The 19,628-nt window shown below is 57.5% G+C and carries 19 protein-coding genes and 1 other RNA gene; 7 read left to right on the top strand and 13 right to left on the bottom strand.

Features of this window, described 5'->3' with window-relative positions; all coding sequences use genetic code 11:
• Window positions 1-42 precede the first annotated feature (42 nt).
• A complete protein-coding gene (locus ABF824_RS04850) occupies window positions 43-501 on the top strand; it encodes a phasin family protein (RefSeq protein WP_415486759.1) in 459 nt (152 codons plus the stop codon).
• 56 nt (window positions 502-557) lie between these two features.
• On the opposite strand, the gene ABF824_RS04845 is transcribed toward ABF824_RS04850, so the two are convergent.
• The 3 genes from ABF824_RS04845 to glmU all read right to left on the bottom strand — a co-directional run bounded on the left by ABF824_RS04845 (window position 558) and on the right by glmU (window position 4,970).
• Window positions 558-1,508 (bottom strand): DMT family transporter, encoded by a 951-nt coding sequence (locus tag ABF824_RS04845; RefSeq protein ID WP_415486758.1) that lies wholly within the window; start codon window positions 1,506-1,508, stop codon window positions 558-560.
• 280 nt (window positions 1,509-1,788) lie between these two features.
• Window positions 1,789-3,615, bottom strand: coding sequence for a glutamine--fructose-6-phosphate transaminase (isomerizing) (gene glmS, locus ABF824_RS04840; RefSeq protein ID WP_415486757.1), 1,827 nt, complete (start codon window positions 3,613-3,615; stop codon window positions 1,789-1,791).
• The gene (gene glmU, locus ABF824_RS04835) at window positions 3,615-4,970 is read right to left on the bottom strand and encodes a bifunctional UDP-N-acetylglucosamine diphosphorylase/glucosamine-1-phosphate N-acetyltransferase GlmU (RefSeq protein ID WP_415486756.1); all 1,356 of its coding nucleotides are present in this window, start codon (window positions 4,968-4,970) and stop codon (window positions 3,615-3,617) included. Before glmU ends, glmS begins: the two co-directional genes overlap by 1 nt.
• A gap of 115 nt (window positions 4,971-5,085) precedes the next feature.
• On the opposite strand from glmU, the gene ABF824_RS04830 reads away from it, so the two are divergent.
• On the top strand, window positions 5,086-5,748 hold the full coding sequence (locus ABF824_RS04830; RefSeq protein WP_415486755.1) for an HAD-IA family hydrolase: 663 nt from the start codon (window positions 5,086-5,088) through the stop codon (window positions 5,746-5,748).
• 66 nt (window positions 5,749-5,814) lie between these two features.
• Entirely contained in the window at window positions 5,815-6,600 is a 786-nt protein-coding gene (locus tag ABF824_RS04825) for a hypothetical protein (RefSeq protein WP_415486754.1), read from the top strand.
• Between the two features lie 4 nt (window positions 6,601-6,604).
• Here the strand turns inward: ABF824_RS04825 and ABF824_RS04820 are convergent, their stop codons facing one another.
• The 5 genes from ABF824_RS04820 to ABF824_RS04800 form a co-directional block, all read right to left on the bottom strand.
• Window positions 6,605-7,420 carry a TIGR00282 family metallophosphoesterase gene (locus ABF824_RS04820; RefSeq protein ID WP_415486753.1) on the bottom strand — a complete coding sequence of 272 codons (816 nt, stop codon included), beginning with the start codon at window positions 7,418-7,420 and terminating at the stop codon, window positions 6,605-6,607.
• A gap of 57 nt (window positions 7,421-7,477) precedes the next feature.
• Window positions 7,478-8,050: a 5-formyltetrahydrofolate cyclo-ligase gene (locus ABF824_RS04815; RefSeq protein ID WP_415486752.1), complete on the bottom strand. Its 573-nt coding sequence runs from the start codon at window positions 8,048-8,050 to the stop codon at window positions 7,478-7,480.
• Between the two features lie 16 nt (window positions 8,051-8,066).
• Window positions 8,067-8,222, bottom strand: a non-coding RNA gene (gene ssrS, locus ABF824_RS04810) — 6S RNA.
• A 9-nt stretch (window positions 8,223-8,231) separates the two neighbouring features.
• The gene (locus ABF824_RS04805; protein WP_415486751.1) at window positions 8,232-8,570 is read right to left on the bottom strand and encodes a cell division protein ZapA; all 339 of its coding nucleotides are present in this window, start codon (window positions 8,568-8,570) and stop codon (window positions 8,232-8,234) included.
• A gap of 3 nt (window positions 8,571-8,573) precedes the next feature.
• Window positions 8,574-8,885, bottom strand: a complete 312-nt coding sequence (locus ABF824_RS04800; protein WP_415486750.1) for a hypothetical protein — start codon at window positions 8,883-8,885, stop codon at window positions 8,574-8,576.
• 132 nt (window positions 8,886-9,017) lie between these two features.
• Here ABF824_RS04800 and ABF824_RS04795 point away from each other — a divergent pair, with 132 nt between their 5' ends.
• Both ABF824_RS04795 and ABF824_RS04790 read left to right on the top strand, forming a co-directional pair.
• The gene (locus ABF824_RS04795; protein ID WP_415486749.1) at window positions 9,018-9,389 is read left to right on the top strand and encodes a hypothetical protein; all 372 of its coding nucleotides are present in this window, start codon (window positions 9,018-9,020) and stop codon (window positions 9,387-9,389) included.
• Window positions 9,390-9,429: 40 nt separating this feature from the next.
• On the top strand, window positions 9,430-10,068 hold the full coding sequence (locus tag ABF824_RS04790) for a thiamine phosphate synthase (RefSeq protein WP_415486748.1): 639 nt from the start codon (window positions 9,430-9,432) through the stop codon (window positions 10,066-10,068).
• 13 nt (window positions 10,069-10,081) lie between these two features.
• On the opposite strand, the gene ABF824_RS04785 is transcribed toward ABF824_RS04790, so the two are convergent.
• Both ABF824_RS04785 and ABF824_RS04780 read right to left on the bottom strand, forming a co-directional pair.
• Window positions 10,082-11,590, bottom strand: coding sequence for an FAD-binding protein (locus ABF824_RS04785; RefSeq protein ID WP_415486747.1), 1,509 nt, complete (start codon window positions 11,588-11,590; stop codon window positions 10,082-10,084).
• 131 nt (window positions 11,591-11,721) lie between these two features.
• Window positions 11,722-12,678, bottom strand: a complete 957-nt coding sequence (locus ABF824_RS04780) for an NrtR DNA-binding winged helix domain-containing protein (RefSeq protein ID WP_415486746.1) — start codon at window positions 12,676-12,678, stop codon at window positions 11,722-11,724.
• Between the two features lie 393 nt (window positions 12,679-13,071).
• Here ABF824_RS04780 and ABF824_RS04775 point away from each other — a divergent pair, with 393 nt between their 5' ends.
• The gene (locus ABF824_RS04775) at window positions 13,072-13,755 is read left to right on the top strand and encodes a carbonic anhydrase (RefSeq protein WP_415486745.1); all 684 of its coding nucleotides are present in this window, start codon (window positions 13,072-13,074) and stop codon (window positions 13,753-13,755) included.
• A gap of 133 nt (window positions 13,756-13,888) precedes the next feature.
• Window positions 13,889-14,659, top strand: coding sequence for an endonuclease/exonuclease/phosphatase family protein (locus tag ABF824_RS04770; RefSeq protein WP_415486744.1), 771 nt, complete (start codon window positions 13,889-13,891; stop codon window positions 14,657-14,659).
• A 4-nt stretch (window positions 14,660-14,663) separates the two neighbouring features.
• Here the strand turns inward: ABF824_RS04770 and ABF824_RS04765 are convergent, their stop codons facing one another.
• From ABF824_RS04765 to ABF824_RS04755, 3 genes are all read right to left on the bottom strand, one after another.
• Window positions 14,664-15,605, bottom strand: coding sequence for a transglutaminase family protein (locus ABF824_RS04765; protein WP_415486743.1), 942 nt, complete (start codon window positions 15,603-15,605; stop codon window positions 14,664-14,666).
• Window positions 15,602-18,220 (bottom strand): circularly permuted type 2 ATP-grasp protein, encoded by a 2,619-nt coding sequence (locus tag ABF824_RS04760; protein WP_415486742.1) that lies wholly within the window; start codon window positions 18,218-18,220, stop codon window positions 15,602-15,604. Before ABF824_RS04760 ends, ABF824_RS04765 begins: the two co-directional genes overlap by 4 nt.
• 100 nt (window positions 18,221-18,320) lie before the next feature.
• Complete coding sequence (locus ABF824_RS04755; RefSeq protein ID WP_415486741.1) at window positions 18,321-19,421, bottom strand: putative zinc-binding metallopeptidase; 1,101 nt, start codon at window positions 19,419-19,421, stop codon at window positions 18,321-18,323.
• Window positions 19,422-19,628 lie beyond the last annotated feature (207 nt).

The following is a 19,628-nucleotide window of genomic DNA, read 5'->3' as shown; positions in this document are numbered from 1 at the left end:
CTCTCTGGAGGAACCTTCATTTCCAACATAAGGAATTCCGCAATGTCAGTAGCGCCTGAAACCAAGAAGCCTACAGAATCCCGCGCCTCTTCTGCTCATCACACTACAGCCGCCGCTGCCGAAGCGCAGGTTCATGCTGCCGAACGTGTGATGAAAAGCATGAAACAGGTGATCATGTTCAATCAGAGTCTGATTGAGGCCTATACTCTTTCCGCTCAGACTTTTTTCACTGGCTCACAGGAAATTCTGAGACAGATTGCAAAAGCAAATGAGGCCGCCTTTTCCGAAGGCCTATCGAACATCCGCGCTTTTGCTGCGTCAAAAAGTCTGAAAGAGCGTCTGGAACTTGAGGCCGACATCGCAAACCGCGTGGCATCCACGACGGTAGCGGAGTGCAGCAAGATCAGTCAGGCCTGCATCGATCTCACCAAAAAAGTCAGCGCCCCTTTTCATGAAAGAAGCATCGCCGCTGCTGAACTCATGAGCAATATGGCGATCTGATTTTGGACGAAAAAATCCGGACCATAATACCGTGGTCCGGATTCCTTATCGTTCGTTCAGTGCCGAACTGGCTTCAGGACAATGGATGCTCTTGCGGCAGCCGCAGCTTTTTCCTTTGCCGCTGCCAGCGCCGCTTTTCTGGCTTTCCTCTCCCGCATGGCCATCCGCTCGTAGCGGATACGCTGGCGGATCCAGTTCAGGACGCCCGAGAACATCAGCACGGAAATACCGATGATCGTCCAACGATCCAGCGGTTCATGGAAAACCACATAGCTGAGCACCACGCCCCAGACCATCTGGCTGTATTGCGGCAAGGCCACGCGATTGGCAGGCGCACGCGCGGTGGCCATCATCATCATCAACTGGCCCAGTGCGGCGAGAAATCCGTAGCCGAACAGATAGATCCAGTCGACCATGGTGGCTGGCCAAGTAGCGTGCACCCCCATCAGCAGGCCGTTACCGAGCAGTGGGCCGATCAGGCTTGAGCCGAAAAGCGACAGACGCGTTTTTTCCCGATCAGCCAGACGATAGGCAATCACGCTGCCTGCATTGGCGAAAGCCGCCAGAAGTGCACAGAAATGGCCGAAATGCAGGGCGCGGAAACCGGGACGGAGAACGATGAGAACGCCCGTAAATCCAAGAAAAACTGCGAGCCATGCCCAGAACGTCACCTTTTCCTTCAGCAGCACGACTGAGAGAATGGTTACGAAAAGCGGCATCAGGAACATCAGTGACAGCGCTTCCGGCATCGGAAGCAGCATGAATGCCTCTACGCTCGCCGCTGTCGCGACGAATACGCAGAAAGCCCGCAATATCCACATGCCCCACAGTTGCGGGCGCACGATATCGAGATAGGACTCTCCCGATTGCCTGATGAAAGGCAGGATCAGGAAGCCAAAAACGCCTCCGGAAAAAGCGACCTCGAAAGGATCGAGACTTCCAGCCAGCAGTTTCGAGAAGGCATCGCTGATGGAGAAGGAAGCGTACGCACCGAATGCGAGCGCCATGCCGGTGAAAAGTTCCTTCGGGGTCATAACCTGCAACTATGTTGTCAATTAAAGGGAAAGGCGCAACGGGCGGTGTTCGTTACGGGCAAGGCTCCCGAAAAGCAACAGAAATACGCATGACGGAATTATTTCGCAGAAAAACGGATAGCCGACGCCGTTACCCGCCAGCCATTGCCATTTCATTTATTACTAGAAACGCACACAAAAACGGTCCAGCCAGACCGCGATCACACTTGATCACAGTTTGGCTGCTCAATGGTAAAACAACCGTAAAGCTTGGTTATTCAACCGTTACGGATTTCGCCAGATTACGCGGCTGATCCACGTCCGTGCCCTTCAGGAGAGCCGTCTCATACGCCAGCATCTGCACCCCGATCGTCTGAATGATGGGCGTGACGAACGGGTGGACTTTCGGGAGAGCAATCGTCTGTTCCGCTATGGTGGACAGACGATCTACGCCCACTTCGTCCGTGAAGGCCAGCAGCCGACCACCACGAGCCTTGGCTTCCTGAAGGTTTGACAGGGTCTTGTCGAACAGAACGCCCGAGGGGGCAGTCGCCACAATGGGAACCGTGCGGTCGATCAGGGAAATCGGTCCATGCTTCATTTCACCAGCCGCATAGGCTTCGGCGTGAATGTAGGAGATTTCCTTGAGCTTAAGCGCGCCCTCCATGGCGACGGGATAACCGCTGCCGCGACCGAGATAGAGCACGTCCCGCGCCTCGGCGACGACAGACGCCATCCTGCGGATCGCATCCCCATGCGTGAAGACTTCAGCCGCGCGACTGGGAAGGTCCAGAAGCGCCGTGACCAGTTCCTCCTCACCCTGCTCATCAAGTGTGCCTTTGGCGCGGGCAATGGCGATGGTCAGGCAGGCCAGAACGGTAAGCTGGGCCGTGAAGGCCTTGGTGGAGGCCACGGAAATCTCCGGTCCCGCCACAGTTCCAAGCACGACATCGCTTTCGCGCGCCATGCTGCTGTGCTCTGCATTGAGAACGGAAAGGATCGGAAGCCCCACCTGCTTCAGGCCGCGCATGGCGGCAAGCGTGTCAGCGGTTTCTCCCGACTGGGAGATCAGGATACCGAGAGAACCCGGCGTGAGCGGCGGATTGCGATAACGCATCTCGCTGGCCACATCGATATCCACCGGAAGACGGGCAATTTCTTCCAGCCAGTAACGACCGACCACACTGGCATAAAAAGCCGAACCACAGGCGCTCATCACAGCGCGAGGCAGCAAGGCGAGATCGAACGGCATGTCCGGCAGCACGACCTTGCGGGTCGCCGGATCGATCATGCGCTGGAGAGTCTGACCGATCACCAGCGGGTGCTCGTGCAGTTCCTTCTCCATGTAATGACGGTAACCATCCTTGCCGACCGCACCAGCAACAAGGGCCGTGGTCTGGATCGTGCGTTCGACCCGCTTGCCTGAATGATCGAAAAACTCCGCGCCTTCGCGGCTGAGAATAACCTTGTCGCCATCATCAAGATAGGCGATGCGACGGGTCAGTGGTGCCAGAGCCAGACTGTCGGAGCCGAGGAACATCTCCCCTTCCCCGAATCCCACAGCCAGCGGCGCACCATGACGGGCACCAATCATCAGCCCTTCATGCTCGGCAAAAATCATCGCGACCGCATAGGCGCCTTCAAGACGTTGCAAAGCAGCGAAGGCAGCATCCTTGGGAGACTGACCAGCGGCGAGGTGGTGATCGACCAGTTTGGCGATCGTCTCGCTGTCGGTTTCCGTTTCGAAACTCTGCCCTTCGGCTTCGAGTTCACTCCGCAGCGTCTCGAAATTCTCAATGATGCCATTATGCACGATCGCCACGCGGGCCGTGCCATGCGGATGCGCGTTTGTCTCATTCGGTGCGCCATGGGTCGCCCACCGCGTGTGCCCGATGGCCGTTTTGCCGTGCAGAGGCATTTTCTCAAGCACGTTGCCCAGATTATCCAGCTTGCCCGCCGCACGACGACGCTCGATGTGGCCGTCCTGTTTCAGAGTGGCGACACCGGCTGAGTCGTAACCGCGATATTCCAGACGGCGCAGACCTTCAAAGACAATCGGGGTTGCCTGTCTGTGTCCTACGACGCCACAGATACCGCACATCAGCCCTGTTCCTTCTTTGCCCGAAGCGCCGCACGGAAGCGCGCGGCCCAACCGGTTTTATTTGTCTGCACGCCGCGCGCAACCGCCATCGCGTCCGGTTCCACATCCTGCGTGATCACACTACCCGCCGCGACCAGCGCGCCATCACCAATCATCACCGGGGCCACGAGAATGGAATCAGAGCCGATGAACGCATTCGCGCCAATGGTCGTACGGTGCTTGAAAACCCCATCGTAATTGCAGGTGATCGTCCCTGCCCCGACATTGGTCGCCGGCCCGATACTGGCATCGCCCAGATAAGTGAGATGGTTGGCCTTCGCGCCATCCCCCATCGTCGCGGCCTTCAGTTCAACGAAATTGCCGACATGGCAGCCCTCGCCCAGCTTCGTGCCGGGACGCAGGCGGGCATAAGGTCCGACCAGCGACTTCGGACCGACCTCACACTGTTCGAGATGACTGAACGCGCGAATTTCGGCACCTGAACGCACGGTCACGCCGCGACCGAACACCACATTCGGCTGCACGACCACGTCGGGTTCCAGAATAGTATCAAACGAGAAGAACACCGTTTCCGGCGCGGTCAGCGTCACGCCCCGTTCCATCGCCTCGCGACGCAGGCGACGTTGCACCGTCGCCTCCGCTTCCGCCAGTTCCACGCGGGAATTCACTCCGAGCAGTTCACTCTCTGGCGCTTCCACCGCACGGATGATGCCACCTTCGTCGCGCACGATACCGACGACATCCGTGAGATAATACTCACCCTTGCTGTTCGCGTTGCCGACCTTGTGCAGCCACTCGTGGAAGCGGGTCGCATCAGCACAGAACACTCCAGCATTACACAACCCAACCGCGCGCTCGGCCTCTGTCGCATCCGCCCATTCAACAATTTTCTCAACCGTTCCATCTGCATTGAGCAGGACGCGACCATAACGCCCCGGATTGGCAGGGCGCATGGCGAGCAGCGCCAGATCGGTGGGGGCAGTCTTACTCCGACGCGTATCAAGCAGACGACGCAGCGTCTCCGGCGTGATGAGCGGATTATCCGCATACAGAACAGCCACATCCCCGTCGCCAAACAGGTTTTCCGCCTGAAGGGCCGCGTGCGCCGTGCCGAGCCGATCATGCTGAATGACCGTCGCATGGGGGGCGGCACAACGCGCCAGATCATCCATGTCCGGCCCGATGACCACCACAACACGGTCAAACACGGAGGCCGCGCTGGCAATCAGATGGCTCAGCATGGGCTGGCCAGCCAGTGGTTGCAGCGCTTTCGGCAGCGAGGAGCGCATGCGCGTGCCGAGACCGGCAGCGAGAAGGACAGCGGTGGAAGGGCGGATTGTAGAGGATGCGGTCATAATATCGAGGCGGTAAGCCAGTGACGGAACAGTGTCAAATCCACTGGCACGAAATCGCTTTTCACTTCACGTTACTCTGGTTTTCCAGACCTCTTTTGCCGTGAAGGACATCCTGATGAGACTGGCGGTTTTCGACCTCGACGGCACTCTTGTGGACTCCCTCCCCGACCTCACGGACTGCGTGGCTTTACTGCTTGGAGAATATGGTTTGCCCGCTCCGCCGCAGGACACAGTCCGCCGCATGATTGGCGATGGCGTGGCGGTTCTGGTGGAACGGGCGCTCGACAATGCCGGTCCCCAGGCAGCTACCATCAACCGCAAGAGCGCCACCGCCCGGTTCATGGAATTGTACGCCCCCCGCGTGACAGAGAAATCCCGACTGTTTCCGGGAACGAAGGAAACCCTCGAAAAACTCCTTTCCCAGAACTGGAAACTAGCGGTCTGCACCAACAAACCGGTCGCTGCGGCACGCGATATTCTTCGCACATTTGGCGTACTGGACGATTTTGCTGCGGTTGGAGGAGGCGACAGTTTCCCGACACGCAAGCCGGATGCAGGGCACCTTATCGGCACCATCAGGCAGGCAGGCGGCACGCCGGCCCGGTCGATCATGATCGGGGATCATTCCAACGACATTCTCGCCGCCCGCAGTGCTGGCGTTCGCTCCATTTTCGCGGAATGGGGCTACGGCGTCGCGGTTTACGCCAAGGATGCAAGCAGCAAGGCACGGCGCATCACGGACATTCCGTCGCTCGCCAACATGCTTCTTCCATCGTGATTCAGCGTTAAACGCTTTGAAACCGACTGACGCTATTGTGACCCGAACAGATCAAGGCTTCACAGAGTGTCCGCAATTCCTTCCTCTCCGCATGTTTTCATCGCCACGCCATGCTTCGGTGGGCTGGTCACGCAGAATTACATGCAGTCGATCATCGGCTGCATGGGAACCGCCCAGCAGCATGGGATCGAACTGACCCTTTCGCTTGTCGGCAATGATGCGCTGATCACGCGTTCCCGTAACACGCTGCTGCATCAGTTCTATGCCCAGAGCGATGCGACCCACATGCTTTTTGTGGACAGTGACATCAGTTTCGCCCCGGATGCCCTGCCCCGTCTCGTGGCTGCGGAAAAGGATGTTGTCGCTGGCCTTTACCCTCTGAAGGACCGTTACTGGGACAAGCTGACCACCCTTCTCACTGAGAAAGGCGAACCTGCGGACACGGCTTCGCTGCGCTATGTGGGCGAGAGCGTTTCCCTGCATGAGACCGCCCCGGAACAGCACGGCCTCGTCAAAGCGGGTTATGCGGGCACGGGGTTCATGCTCATCAGCCGTAATACGATCACACGCATGATCGAAGCCTACCCCGAGACCCGTTACAGCCGGATCGATGCCCCTGTTGGCCAGACCGACTCCAGCCCCATAACGGCTGATGCCGCATATGCGCTGTTCGATTGCATGATTGACCCGGATACGGGCACGTATCTCAGTGAGGATTTCGCCTTCTGCAAGCGCTGGCGGGACATCGGGGGCGAAATCTGGCTGGACACAAGCATCCAGCTTTCCCACACCGGTTCTTCAACCTTTACCGGCAATCCCTCTCTGCGCGTGGGTCTCACCCACCACAAGTGACTGCTCAGAAATCGGGACAGGTCTGGGAGAGCATTCCGCCGACGCGGAGCGGCGCGACTTTGCGGGCAAGGCCGGTCGTATCGTCGGTTTCCACCATCAGGCCGCAGACGGTTGCCTCACCTTCGGCGGGTTGCAACCGTTCGCCTGGCATCTTGCGGACAAACCGGGCGATGGCAGCTTCTTTCTGCATGCCAATGACGCTGTCATAATCGCCGCACATACCGGCATCGCTCTGAAAGGCTGTGCCGCCGACCATGATCCGGTGATCCGCAGTCGGTGTATGTGTATGCGTGCCGATCACCAGCGACACCTTGCCGTCAAGCACGTGCCCCATCGACCATTTCTCGCTGCTTGCTTCTGCATGCACATCAATCACAGCCGCCTGCACCGTAACACCCAGCCGATGTTTCGATATCAGTTCCAATGTCAGACGGAACGGATCATCAAGCGCGTCCATGAAGAGGCGCCCCATGACATTCGCAACCAGCGCTTTTCTGCCGTCGGCAAGTGTAACGATAGTGCTTCCATGCCCTGGCGTACCCGGCGGAAAATTCAGGGGGCGCACGATGTTCGGCATGCCCTCGATTTCACCAATCAGATCGCGGCGATCCCATGCATGGTTGCCCAGCGTGATGACATCCACGCCGCACTCCATGAGATCACGGGCGATCCCCGGTGATAGGCCAAAGCCGTGACTGGCGTTCTCCGCGTTGACGATGACGAGATCCAGCGACAGCGTACGTCTGAGTTCAGGAACGCGGGCCGTGACACCATCGCGGCCACTGCGCCCCACGATGTCTCCCAGAAACAATATACGCACGCTTTTCTCCTGCCTGCCTTACGGCCCCAGCCGCTTTATGACGGGAGACCAATCGCATCAGAGCTGCCCGACAATATCTTCCCGCTCTGTTACGATGACTGGCAGCACCTTGTCGAACGGCCCCACGGGCACCCTTGCCACTTCCTGTTCGGAAAAAGCAAACCCGACAGGCTGCGCATGCGGCAGACTGGCAAGAGTTCTATCGTAATAGCCACCGCCATAGCCAAGGCGATATCCCCTTCGATCAAAAGCCAGCATGGGCACAAGAATGATATCGGGAACAGCCTCTTCCCCGTCCGGATGACAGGTTCCGAACCGTCCCGGAAGCATGGGCGAATCGGGGTTCCAGCATCGAAAGCGCAGAGGTGAGCCTTTGGGCGACGTTTCCGGGAGGAGAATTTCCCACCCTCGATCATGGAGGGTGGCGCAGAGAGGGCGCAGATCTGCCTCTCCGGGTAATGGCCACACACACGCTATTCGCTGGGAAGGCAAAACAGAAAGACGGGTGAGCAGCCGATCTTGGAGAAGCGCAGACCTATCCGCCCCGACACCGCCGAGCCTGTTTCTTACGAGAGCACGTATGGCCCGTTTCTCATCAGCGATAGCGGGTGAATCACCAGTTGATTGCATGGACTTACGTGTAAAATGTGGAGCCGCCCTGACCGTTGGTCTTAACAACCTCCAGGACCTGCTTAGGCAGGTGGGCGCCAGATAACATGACCAGGATCACGACAGAGCCAGCTCCCGAGGAAGTGCTTATCGGCCCAGGGGATGAATTGCCTGACGTGTCGGGCAGCCCCACAAACTCAATCTAGTCTGCCTCAAGCGCCGCCGCAATGGTTTCCGCACGTTCGGCGAGAAAAGAAAGATTTTCCATAATTCGGGCATTTTCAGCAATGGCAGCCTGCCCCTGCTCAATAGCCCGACTGGTTTCCTGAGACACCATTTCCGCTGTCAGATCAGAGAGTTCGTCGGCCATGAGCAAAGCGGCCAATACCAGCACCTTGGACTCGCCGCTGAACCCGAGCGCCCTCACGCGGGCAACACGCTTGCTAACTTCCTGCGCCATATCGAGAAGATGGCGCTCTTCTCCTACTTCGCAGCCGATCTGATAGGCATAACCATTAATCCGAACAGTCACCTGCGGCATTGATCAGCTTTCCTCATCATTGGTGGGAATGCTTTCAATCCCTTGTTGCTCGTGCTCTGGCGCTTCATCTTTCGATGAGACAGCAATCGGCCCTATATCAGCCAGCACAGCCTGCACTTCCTGAATCAACTCATCCAGCCCAGCAATCATGGCGCTCGTATCCGGGCCAGCCACAACAACCGGCTCCTGAACAGGCTCGGGCCGTTCCTTGCGATGCTCAAGCGCAAAAGCCATCCTGTCGAGCGCAATACGGAGTCGTGCAACCGGATCGACTGCTGAAAGACTTTCTGACCTGCCTTCGCTTGTTTGCGACACTATTGAGTCCGCCCTGTGCACGTCCTTGGGATATCGGTTCAAGAATCACCTGCAACGGATTGAACGTCAAGCATGATCCTCAACTCAATGACGCATTTCGAGACAGATTTCCGATTTCCTGAGACATATTCAATGTTCACCGTTTTCAATCTCGAACAGGGTTTGAGCATTCTGCGTGACATCAGAGAAAATGACAGGCGAAATGTCGTCATCCTGTCTCCTCCGCAGGCAGCCTGCTCCATGGGCATCCCGTGGTGGATGACTCTTATGAACCGTTTGCGGACAGAGGCTCCTTCAAGCATCGAGTTGGTTGATATTCTCGATTGTGGAAATCAGGCGGCACGGGCCATCTCGGCTCTTGGCAGCAATCAGAAACACATTGTTTTTGACCCTGCCTCCCCGCAGAATCAGGCCGTTATCATGTTCGCCCGATCACTCGGCGCAACAGTTCTCCCGCTCCGCCCCGAAAACCCAGCTTGGCAGCATCTTGTTTCCGCCCCATAAGCAGCCACCAGATATCTGGAGTGACCATGGGAGAAAGCCAGTGAACGACACGCCGCCTGATACACAGGAGCCCTGTCTGGCTTATCTCGTGACGCCTCCTCTGGGCGAAGTAATAGCTTTCCTTCCATCATTGGAAAAAGCTCTGCGTGCGCTGCCGGTCGCTGCTGTGCGATTACGGCTGGCAGATTTGGCACCAGAAAAACTGATCCAACTCATCCAGCCTATACGTGATATCGTGCAGTCTCATGACGTCGCTTTGATACTGGACGGCCTGCCAAAACTGGCCCGTGAGACAGGCTGTGACGGAGCGCATGTCCCCGCATCGACTGCGTCCGAAGCCCGACGACTGCTTGGCGATGAACTGCAATTGGGCGTCTCCTGCGGTTTCAGCCGTGACGACGCGATGCATGCTGGCGAAAACGGTGTCGATTACGTCGCATTTGGGCCCTTCGGCACAGAACCGAATGAAGAAGGTCTGGTACTCGTGCGGTGGTGGCGCGAAATGATGGAACTGCCGGTTGTGGCCGAATATTGCGTGGCCACTGGCAATGAAATGTGCCCAAGCGCAAAGCAACTTGCCCAATGGGCTGACTTTCTCGCTGTGGGGATTACGCCGGACGGTGAAGCCTTGGAAGAATTCTGGCGCGAGCCAGAGCGGTTCGCTTCCCTGTTCGCCTGAGGTGCTTCATCTGTCAGGAATTCAGAAGAAATTTCTGACAGCCATCATTCAGCACGACCAGATCATGCGTTTCCTGCGCGATCGCCCATACCGCCGCAGGAGCTTCCTTTTCCGTCCATTCCGAATGACGTGCTGATGGTCGGGCCTCGGGGAAGTCAGTGCGACAATGTGCGCCGCGTGTTTCTTCCCGGTCATAAGCAGCGAGACTCATCAGTTGCGCCACAAGCGCCACATCGTCATAGCCCGCAAAACGCGAAAGACTGAAAAGCGCCTGCCGCAAGGATTTACCATCACGCACCGGTCCAAGCGACGAAACTACAGCCGCGTGAACCGCATCCGCCATACCTTCCGCGAACGACAGCGTCGGCGTGAGAGTGGAAACATCCAGTGTAGAAATATCATTTATCGAATCGCGGACATTCTTCGCGACCAGCTCACTGCACACGATCGTTTCCAGAAGCGGGTTACCTTCCAGCACTGAACCACCATGAAAACCCGTGCAGGCTGCTTCACCACATGCCCATAGTCCCGGCACCGTACTCCTGCCGTAAATATCGACCTTGATGCCACCGATATGAAATGCAGCGGCTGGCTCGACTGGAAGAGCTTCTCTCCGAGGATCATATCCCAGCGCCGCACATTGCTGGATGAACCGGTCAATTTCCCTGCCCTCGGCAAGAGGGGAGCCGGATAAAACCTTCCTCAGATCAAGAAACAGATCGTGACCGGAACGTCGCCACAAAGTGAGTTCCGCACTCGTCACGTCCCGACTTTCATCTTTCTTCAGCAGACTGTGCCCCTGCTCATCGATGACGATGGGCTTGTCGCCATACAGACCTGCGGGGATCGCCAGACCATGTGAATTCTGGCCACTTGCCGTGACCACAAACGGATGAAAGGCCACGAACTCAAGTTCCGAAAGGACGGCGTCTGCCCGCGCCGCAACGGCCAGATCCCATCCAGCAGCGCCTGCGGGAACAAGCCGTCCATCGAAAAGACCCGCAGCTCCACCCCCTGTCGCAATCACGGCGTTCGTATCAAAAATGTAGTTCTGCCCATCCGCATGCACTACGACACCTCTGACATGCCCTTCCACAATGACGAGGCGTCGCATGACCGATGCGCGAATGATCGTGACGTTCGGACGCTTCACCAGCAGCGAGATCAGCGCGGCATGCATCTCTTCTGGGGAGGCACAGGCAAGCAGAGCTGGCAGAATGGCGCTGCGTTCCAATTCCGACAACGCCTGCCCCAGCATGGACGTGATACCCTGAACAGCATCCAGCCGCGAGAGACCCGCTCCCTCGTCAATCGTTCCGGCAGCCAATGTTGTGGCGGAAATATCGCCGGACAGGAGAGCCGCCATGTTCAGAGGCAACACACCAACACCCGGGTGCGGCGTAGAAGACAGCAGAATGCATGGTGTATCGCCCATATGCAGAGCAGTCAGAACGCCTGCGATCGTGGCGCCAGTAATGACGGGCTGTCCGCGAAGCGCTTCATAACGCGATGACTGGTTCATGCACATGGCTCCTTTTCGGCAGCGGTTCGCACACCGACACCGATTTCGGGAGATGAGCGACCCGATCGGACAGGACGAACGACAGCCTGTTGTTCCAGAGAAAAGTCAGCAAACGGTTAGCGGGAATGGTTTCATGGCTCGCTGGAAGAGGAATCGCCCGGCCAGAGGCTTGTGTTTGGAAACAGAAGATTTTCAATCGTTTCCGACTGGCTCACGGCATTCGACAAAGGAAGAACAAGTGTCAGCGTCTGCGCATTACGCGCTATGACCACATCCATACGAAATCGGAACAGGCGAGCTGGTCGACCAAAAATCTCGTCGCTGATGCCTCCGGCCTCTTCCAGCAATCCACAATTCGATACCTGTCGCCGAAAAGCCTGTTTATCGAGCGCCTCGCCCAGCAGACTTTCCACAGAGGCCTGAAACTGCGGAATTGTGAAACGTTCCGGCATCAGTTCGACCGGCATACTGAGTGAAGGAAGTGGCTTACGGAGATGCCCGAGTGCCTGAGCCAGCCAGCGATAACAGCGGACATCAGCAAGGTGGGCTGCGCCGGAACTCCCTTCATCAGGAAGGATCCCAGCCTCGACCAGCAGGCGACAGCGCTCAAAAGCAAGTTCAGGCCGCCAGGAAAACCCATCCAGCGCAAACAGTACGCACAGTTTACGGCGAAACGTGACGCTTTCCGGCGTATGACCATCTACAAACACACGCATCAGTCTTTCCCCGATGGTGGTGCGCAATGTTTCACCATATGAAGACCGCTGGTCCTCCCACGGCAGGAATTCGTAACAGGGCGTCCATTCCCCTTCGCTTTCACCGGCCCGCGCGGTGACAAGATAGGGAACCTCCACGCAACGCCCCGCCTCTCCCTCATCGACAACACGGATTGGCAGTTGATCCGCCTGAACCATTGGCACGCGCCGTCGCATGACAAGGAGGGATTCCAGTGTTTCCGGGATCTTTTCCTCTCCTCCCACAAGGGGCGCATGAGGCAGATTCCCAAAACCATCCGTAAGCACGAAAGGCTCCCCAGCCCGCAAGCTGATCGGGATGGCAGCAACGACGATCCTCAATCCCTCCTTCATGTTGGGCGGATCATTTCAGCCACACCTTCGGCTCGCTTCAATGGAGGATGCATCGACATGGCAACCGATACGGCGCGGTCTCAGGCGGTAGGTCGCTCTCTTCCTTTCATAATCGTTCCAAGTTCGACTGACCGCCTTAATGCCTCCCGACAGGGACACCACCCCTGTTTCGGCATGCCCCTTACGAAACATTGCGGGATAAAGGTCACAGAACAAGAAGAACCGTAACAGGAGTTGAAACAGGAGGTTTCGCCTGTATGTCATTGCTATTTCTCGCCAATGACATTTGCGGTCCCTTCGGAACTTAATAAACACCAGATGCTTTTAGGCTTAAGTGCAGCGTGTTACGCTTCACTAGACCTGAAATGACCCATCTTTTGTGAGAGGGATACAATGGCCGATACCGGCGCCAAGGAAAGCCTCATCGCCCTTCTGCGCGGTGTTGAAAAGTTCAACACGCACGTTTTCCCTGAAAAAAAAGAGCTTTTTAAAGAACTTGCAGAAGGACAGTCTCCAAGCACGCTGTTCATTGCGTGTGCGGACAGCCGGGTCAATCCAACCCTCATCACCCAGACCGATCCCGGCAAGCTCTTCGTGCTGCGAAATATTGGCAACATCGTTCCGGCCTACGGCGAGATGCTTGGAGGCGTATCATCGGCCATCGAATATGCCGTTCAGGCCCTGAAGGTTTCTAATATCATCGTTTGCGGTCACTCCAATTGCGGCGCCATGACGGCTCTCCTGAAACCCGATGGCAACCTCGATAGCATGCCAACGGTAAAATCATGGTTGCGCAACGCTGAAGCCGCAAAAGCAGTGATCGGCGCACTGAACAGCACCGATGTCGGGCCCGCCACCGTGCGCAGCCTTGCCGAGCAGAATGTGCTACTCCAGATCGCGCATCTCCGCACCCATCCCTCCGTCGCGGCAGCTCTCACGCGAAATGAACTCATCCTGCAGGGCTGGTTCTACGATATCGGCTCAGGTGAAGTGGCTGTGCTGGACGAACAGAGCCGTCGGCCAATCTCCATTGAAGAAGCCCTTCAGCATCTGGAAGCATCCAACGCACCAGCATAAGTTGGATGACAGTCACATTCTGAAAACATCTGTTGCAAAAAGAAGGACCGTCCACGCGGTCCTTCTCGGTGTTGTCTGGGCTCTGTCCGTCGTTTCGGCCAGCGCACATTCCATTCGACTGACGACATGGAACATGAGTTGGCTCACTCTCCGTCCGGCGCAGGACCAGAGCATCCCGGACGATGTGTATCGCCGTAATGACACTGACATGGCGAAACTCGCTGCATATGCTGCGCGTCTGCATTCTGATGTGATTGCATTTCAGGAAGCAGATGGCCTGCCAGCTGCTGCACGGGTTTTCAACATGCCCGGCTACCGGCTTTTCCTGACAGACGATCCTGTCGTGCAAAGAGTTGGCGTTGCCGTGCGCGATACACTGTCCGTCACGCGCAATCCTGATGTTACTGCATTGAACGTCTATTCAGCCAATGCGCCTCACCCCTTGCGTAGCGGGCTGGACATCACCGTTTCAGATGGAAAAGCTTCTCTCCGCATTCTGGTGATTCATCTTAAAACCGGTTGCTGGGACAATCCGCCCAGTGAACGCCAGCACGCATGCCCAACCCTTAGAAGTCAGTTTGCGGTGCTGTCAGACTGGATTCTGGAACGGCAGGACGAAGGCGAGCCTTTTGCGGTTGTCGGTGATTTCAACAGACGCATGACAGAAGGTGATCCGTTCTTTCATGAACTGACGGAGGCCGCGCCCCTTCTTCTGACCACTGCCGGGAAAGCAAGCCCATGCTGGGGCGGCGAATATTTCATCGATCACATCGTGCTCGGCGGGGCAGCGCGGGATTGGCTCGTCCGCAACAGTCTGCGGGTCATGTCGTTTCATGAACCAGACATGTCACCCAAGGCACTTTCAGACCATTGCCCCGTTTCCGTCGAACTGGCGATGCCCTAACCAGCTATTCCACCAGTGCGGACGGCGGGAAAACGCCGAGTTTCATCAGTTCCGGGTCCTGATACCATTCATCGCAAGGGACCAGATCGACACCAACGCGCAATGTGTCACCGCCACCTCCGAGTATCAGCCCGCGTACAGGGCTGATGTCACCGTAATCGCGCCCCCAACCGAGAATCACATGCTCGTCGCGGACGACGATGCCGTTTGTGGGGTCAAGTCCGATCCAGCCATAGTCAGGCCCGAGCCAGACGCCTACCCACGCATGGGAAACATCCGCCCCAAGCCGCCGCTTCTGCCCCTGAGGCGGCCGCGTGCGGATATAGCCAGACATATAGCGCGCAGGGAGGCCGAGACTGCGCAACCCGCTCAGCATGAGATGTGTGAAATCCTGACACACACCCTCCCCCCGATCGAGCACCTCTTCCGGCTTTGTCCGCAGAGAGGTGACACCGGAACGAAAACGAAATTCGCGGAAAACCCGTTCGTTAAGGGCAAGTAACCCTTCGAGCACAGGTCGCCCAACGGGGAAATCCTGTGCCACATAGTCCCCGACCCGCGCAGAAGTCGGGCACATGGAGCCCTCGAACAGATATTCAGAGACCTCCGGATCGCTGGCCGCAAGAGCAACAATCTCTTCCCAAGGCAATGTCATGCCCACAGGTGGAAGCTCGGGGAAACTCACTTCGACTTCCGAAAACGCCACGATATCGAATCGCGAGTGAGGCTCTTCATGAAAGAGCCAGACAATCCGATTGCCGAAATGATCCGTCCCCGTTTCCCGACGGACCGGCTGTGGCTCACATTCCAGACTGGTCTTCAGAACTCTTTGCCCGGGGCAGTCACGTGGCGTCAGATGCAGCACATGCGCAGCCAGATCTACCGGATGGCCATAGGCGTACGAAGTTGTGTGACGCACGCAGTAAATTGTGGGACGGGAAATCATGGCGTCAGCGCGCTCTCGTCGAGAGCGGTCTCATTGCCAATTCCCACCAGCCGCGGGGAATTCAGAACGGAAAAATAGCTACGCCCGATGCGGTCGGACAGATCGATGACCGCCGCCTGCACTTCCTTGAGCTTGGGCGGCAACTGTGCGGCAGCAGCATCCTGACTGGAGGCATGGAACACTTCGTCCACCAGTCCGGCCAGCGTCTCGCGTATTCCTTCGGCAAATTCCGCCAGTTCGAGAGACATGGCCCGCTGGGCTTCCGGCATAGTCTGGCTTTCCACCGCCAGTTCCGAAAACGAATCCCTCAATGCGGCCAACTGGAATCCGGCACCACGCGGATTATCTTCGTCCAGCAGCAGCAGATCGAGAACCGGCGCAGGTTGCACAACACTGAAATATCGCGAGCGATAAGTAATCACGCTGTCTCCGACCTCCAGCATGAGACGCAACGCTCCTTCCATGCGCCCACGCTGATGAACATCCGGTTGATTGAGAATACTGGCGCAGGTGAGCAGCACACCGGAAGCCCGTTCGATTCTACGCCCGAGATCGAGAAACTGCCGACCGCCGGAACTGACCATGCTCTCTGCGGCAAAACCTGAAAGAGTCGCGTTATAGACCAGCAGTTCGGATGAGATTGAAACAAGCTGTTCCAGCGCCCGGCCGAGATCCGTCGGGTGCGCCCGCTGCCCCAGCCTGTCCAGCAGGGAATTGGCGCGATGGGTGATGTAATCACGCACATCCTGCGTCAGGCGATCCGCCAGTTCCGGCACCAGACGCGTGATCTTGCGAAGCGTCCGCGCGAAATAACCATCGGCGCTCGCCGCCGTCGAAAGACCACGCACGATGCTCGACAGGCCGTAACCCGGCACAAGTGGCTGCTGCAGAATCCCGATCTCCTGCATCTGACGCGAAAGCACGTCGAAATCAGCCCGTTCACGTGGGGATGGATCAGACCCGGAAATATGCCCCAGCGCGACACGCAGCAGTCGCGCGCCTCTTTCAATCTGTTCCAGATAACGCCCGAGCCAGAAAAAATCGTCAGCGGCCCGGCTCGGCAGATCGCCCTGAGCACGCCGGATGGTCAGCCGATGATGTGCCGTCAGGGGGGCTTCTCTGGGGGACACATGCTCATCAACCGTTACCCACACGTCCTTGATGGTCTGAGCAACACGGATCGGTTCGACCGTAACAGGTTCCTCAGCCCCAAACACGCGGGCTATGCCACCAGGCAGCACACTCCATCCGTCATTGTCATGAATGGCAAACAGTCGGAGCACCACAGTCCGGGGCACAATGCCTTTGTCTCCCACCGTGGGGGAAACCGAAGCCAGAGGTTCCCTGTAGGCGCTGTAACGCCATGGATTCCGGTTGATTTCCTCGGACAGTCGCGCCCGAGTGCTGTAATCAAGCACGGAAAGCCTGTGAACCTTCCGGTCATCTCCCAAGGCGGAGGTAATGGCCCAACGCCCGCTCTGAAGAGAATCAGTGCCACCAGACGGGAAAAGCAGTTGCTCTATGAAAGCACTTGCTCCCGGCGCTCCCAGCCAGACCGTCTCGATATTATCCAGAAGCAGCTCTTCACCGAGAAAATGGCGACAGAGGCCTGGCAGGAAAGGCGCGGTGCCGACTGCTTCGACAAATCCCGCACGTGGGTCATTCATCAGCTTTACCGAGCCACTGCGCGCCGCATCAAGCAGACCAGACACACCTCCGGGACCGTCGGAATCCAGTTCGAGCGGGTCAATGGAGGTGGTGTCCTGACGCATGAGCAGAACATCGACCCTGCGCAGCCCACGCACCGTCTTCAGCCACAGGTCTCCTTCACGCACCGTGAGATCACCCGCTTCGACCAGCGCACAGGCAAGCTCACGGGCAAGAATGACATGCTCGCCCCAATGAGGGCTTGAAGGACCGGAGGTCAGAAGTGCGACACTCGGGTTGGCTTCGTTGGAAAAACCTGCGTGCTGGATACTGTCCTGCCAGCGATCAAGGAATGACCCCAATCTGCGGACTTCCATGCCGCCGAAAAATTCAGGCACGGCGCGCGCCATCTGGCGCCGGCTCTCAATCGCCAGCCCGATCCCGTTGCCACGTTCAACACGGTCGCCCAGAACACGCCAGCGCCCATCCGTCTCACGCACCAGATCGACGGCATAGCTTGAAATGAACCGGCCGGTCTTTTCCCCACCATCCGGGTGGCCACCCCGGAGAAAACCACGATTGGCCCAGACAAGCGATGGCGGAAGCAGGCGCTCCTTCAACACCGAACGCTCGCCGTAAACATCCTTCACGAGAGCTTCGAGCAGCCGGGCCCGTTGCACGACACCGGCTTCGAGAGCTGCGAACTCATGCCCCTTGAGAATAAGCGGAATCGGGTCACAGACCATGCCGAGCGCGTCTGCGCTCACACGCATGTCAGCCGATGGAAAGCCCTGCCCCGTCAGACGCGCAGGAACGAGCACGCCCGTCTGGTCGGAAAGCGCCAGCGCGATCTGGAGCCTGCGCCCCGTCAATTCCTGATGTCCCAGCTCCGAGATGACACTGAGGAGGTGCCGCCATTGCGGACGCACCCCACCCTGTCCATCCACCATCTCGTCAATCGGTATCATGCCCGTCATCCGAAGCTTTTAAGGTGTCGCAGACCTCCGAAGCAATGCCAAGCCGCCTCACCCATTGAGTTTCATGGGCAGAATCCGTGCTGGACGGGGCTTACTGTGGCCCGGTGGTCACGTCTTGCAACGGGAGATGATGCACCAGATCATGGATGAAACGCAGTTTTTTCGCGATCGTCGGCGTGATGACAAAAGGATAAAGATCCGACTGTCCCATCGACCGGTTGAGCGAATTGACTGCCAGTGTCAAAGGCGGCCAGGCATTTAGAAGTTCCTCAAATTCCGTCGCGGAATAGGCATCAAAACTGAAACGCTGCGTCAGGCTTCCGTCCTTCGCCGCCTTCGGATTGACGGCTATGCCGAATGAGACGGCTGTCTGGAGCGTATCCACCATATGCAGATAGTGCGCCCATGTTTCCGCAAAATCTTCCCACGGATGCGTGGTAGCGTAGGAACTGACATAGTTTTCCTGCCATCCTGCGGGTGGACCATTCTGATAATGCGCCTGTAAGGCGAGACCATAATCCTGCGAATGATCGCCAAACATGGCGATACAGGCTTCTTCGTTGCCAGCATCCCGAACCAGCACATTCCAGTAGAAATGACCGATTTCGTGGCGGAAATGCCCTAACAGGGTGCGATAATGCTCGCCCATCTCGACACGCATCTTCTCGCGCTCAGCATCGTCGGCTTCCCGTAGGGCGATAACAATCTCGCCCTCATTATGTCCCGTCATCACACGGTTGGACGGGTCTGCATTCTCGGGGTCTTCCGGGAAATTGAAGACCAGACCGCCATTCGGATCTTCCTGCCGCGAGGGAATGGGCAGATTCCATATCAGAAGGCTATAAAACAGCCGATGTTTGGCATATTCCAGCCGCCGCCACAGTTCCAGATTTCCTTCTTTCGACAGATCAGGAATGACATGGTTGTAGCGGCAGGCAAGGCACAGCGCATCCGTACTGCCTTCCGGCACCAGCCAGTTGCACACATCATACTGCGCATTTGTGCAGAGGAAACGCGGGGTGGCATCCTGCGCCTGCCCAACGGGGTTCCATCCTTCTCCGTTTGAGACCGGATTCAACGCCAGCAGGGTGGCGGTCTCGGTGCAGTAACCCAGCTTGCTCTTGCAGGCTTCACACTGTGTATTTTCAAAGAAAAGAATCTGACCACAGCTTTGACAGCTGAACAACTTCATGTCGGAACAACTCTTATTTATTACGTTTTATAGTGAACGTTGCCCGTGCGAAATCGTTGCACATGATCATCCAACGCACTTTAATTTCAGAATGAGCGCGTTGTGAGGCGGCTTTTCACCCCCCCACACGACCGCAGAACACACGGGGGTCCCCCGGGGGGGGCCTTTGCACGGCACCCAGTTCAATGGGGGGTGGCCAATGTGCCC

This window comes from Acetobacter sp. (genome assembly GCF_047721705.1).
Lineage (GTDB): Bacteria > Pseudomonadota > Alphaproteobacteria > Acetobacterales > Acetobacteraceae > Acetobacter.
This window is presented reverse-complemented; position numbering and strand designations above follow the sequence as displayed.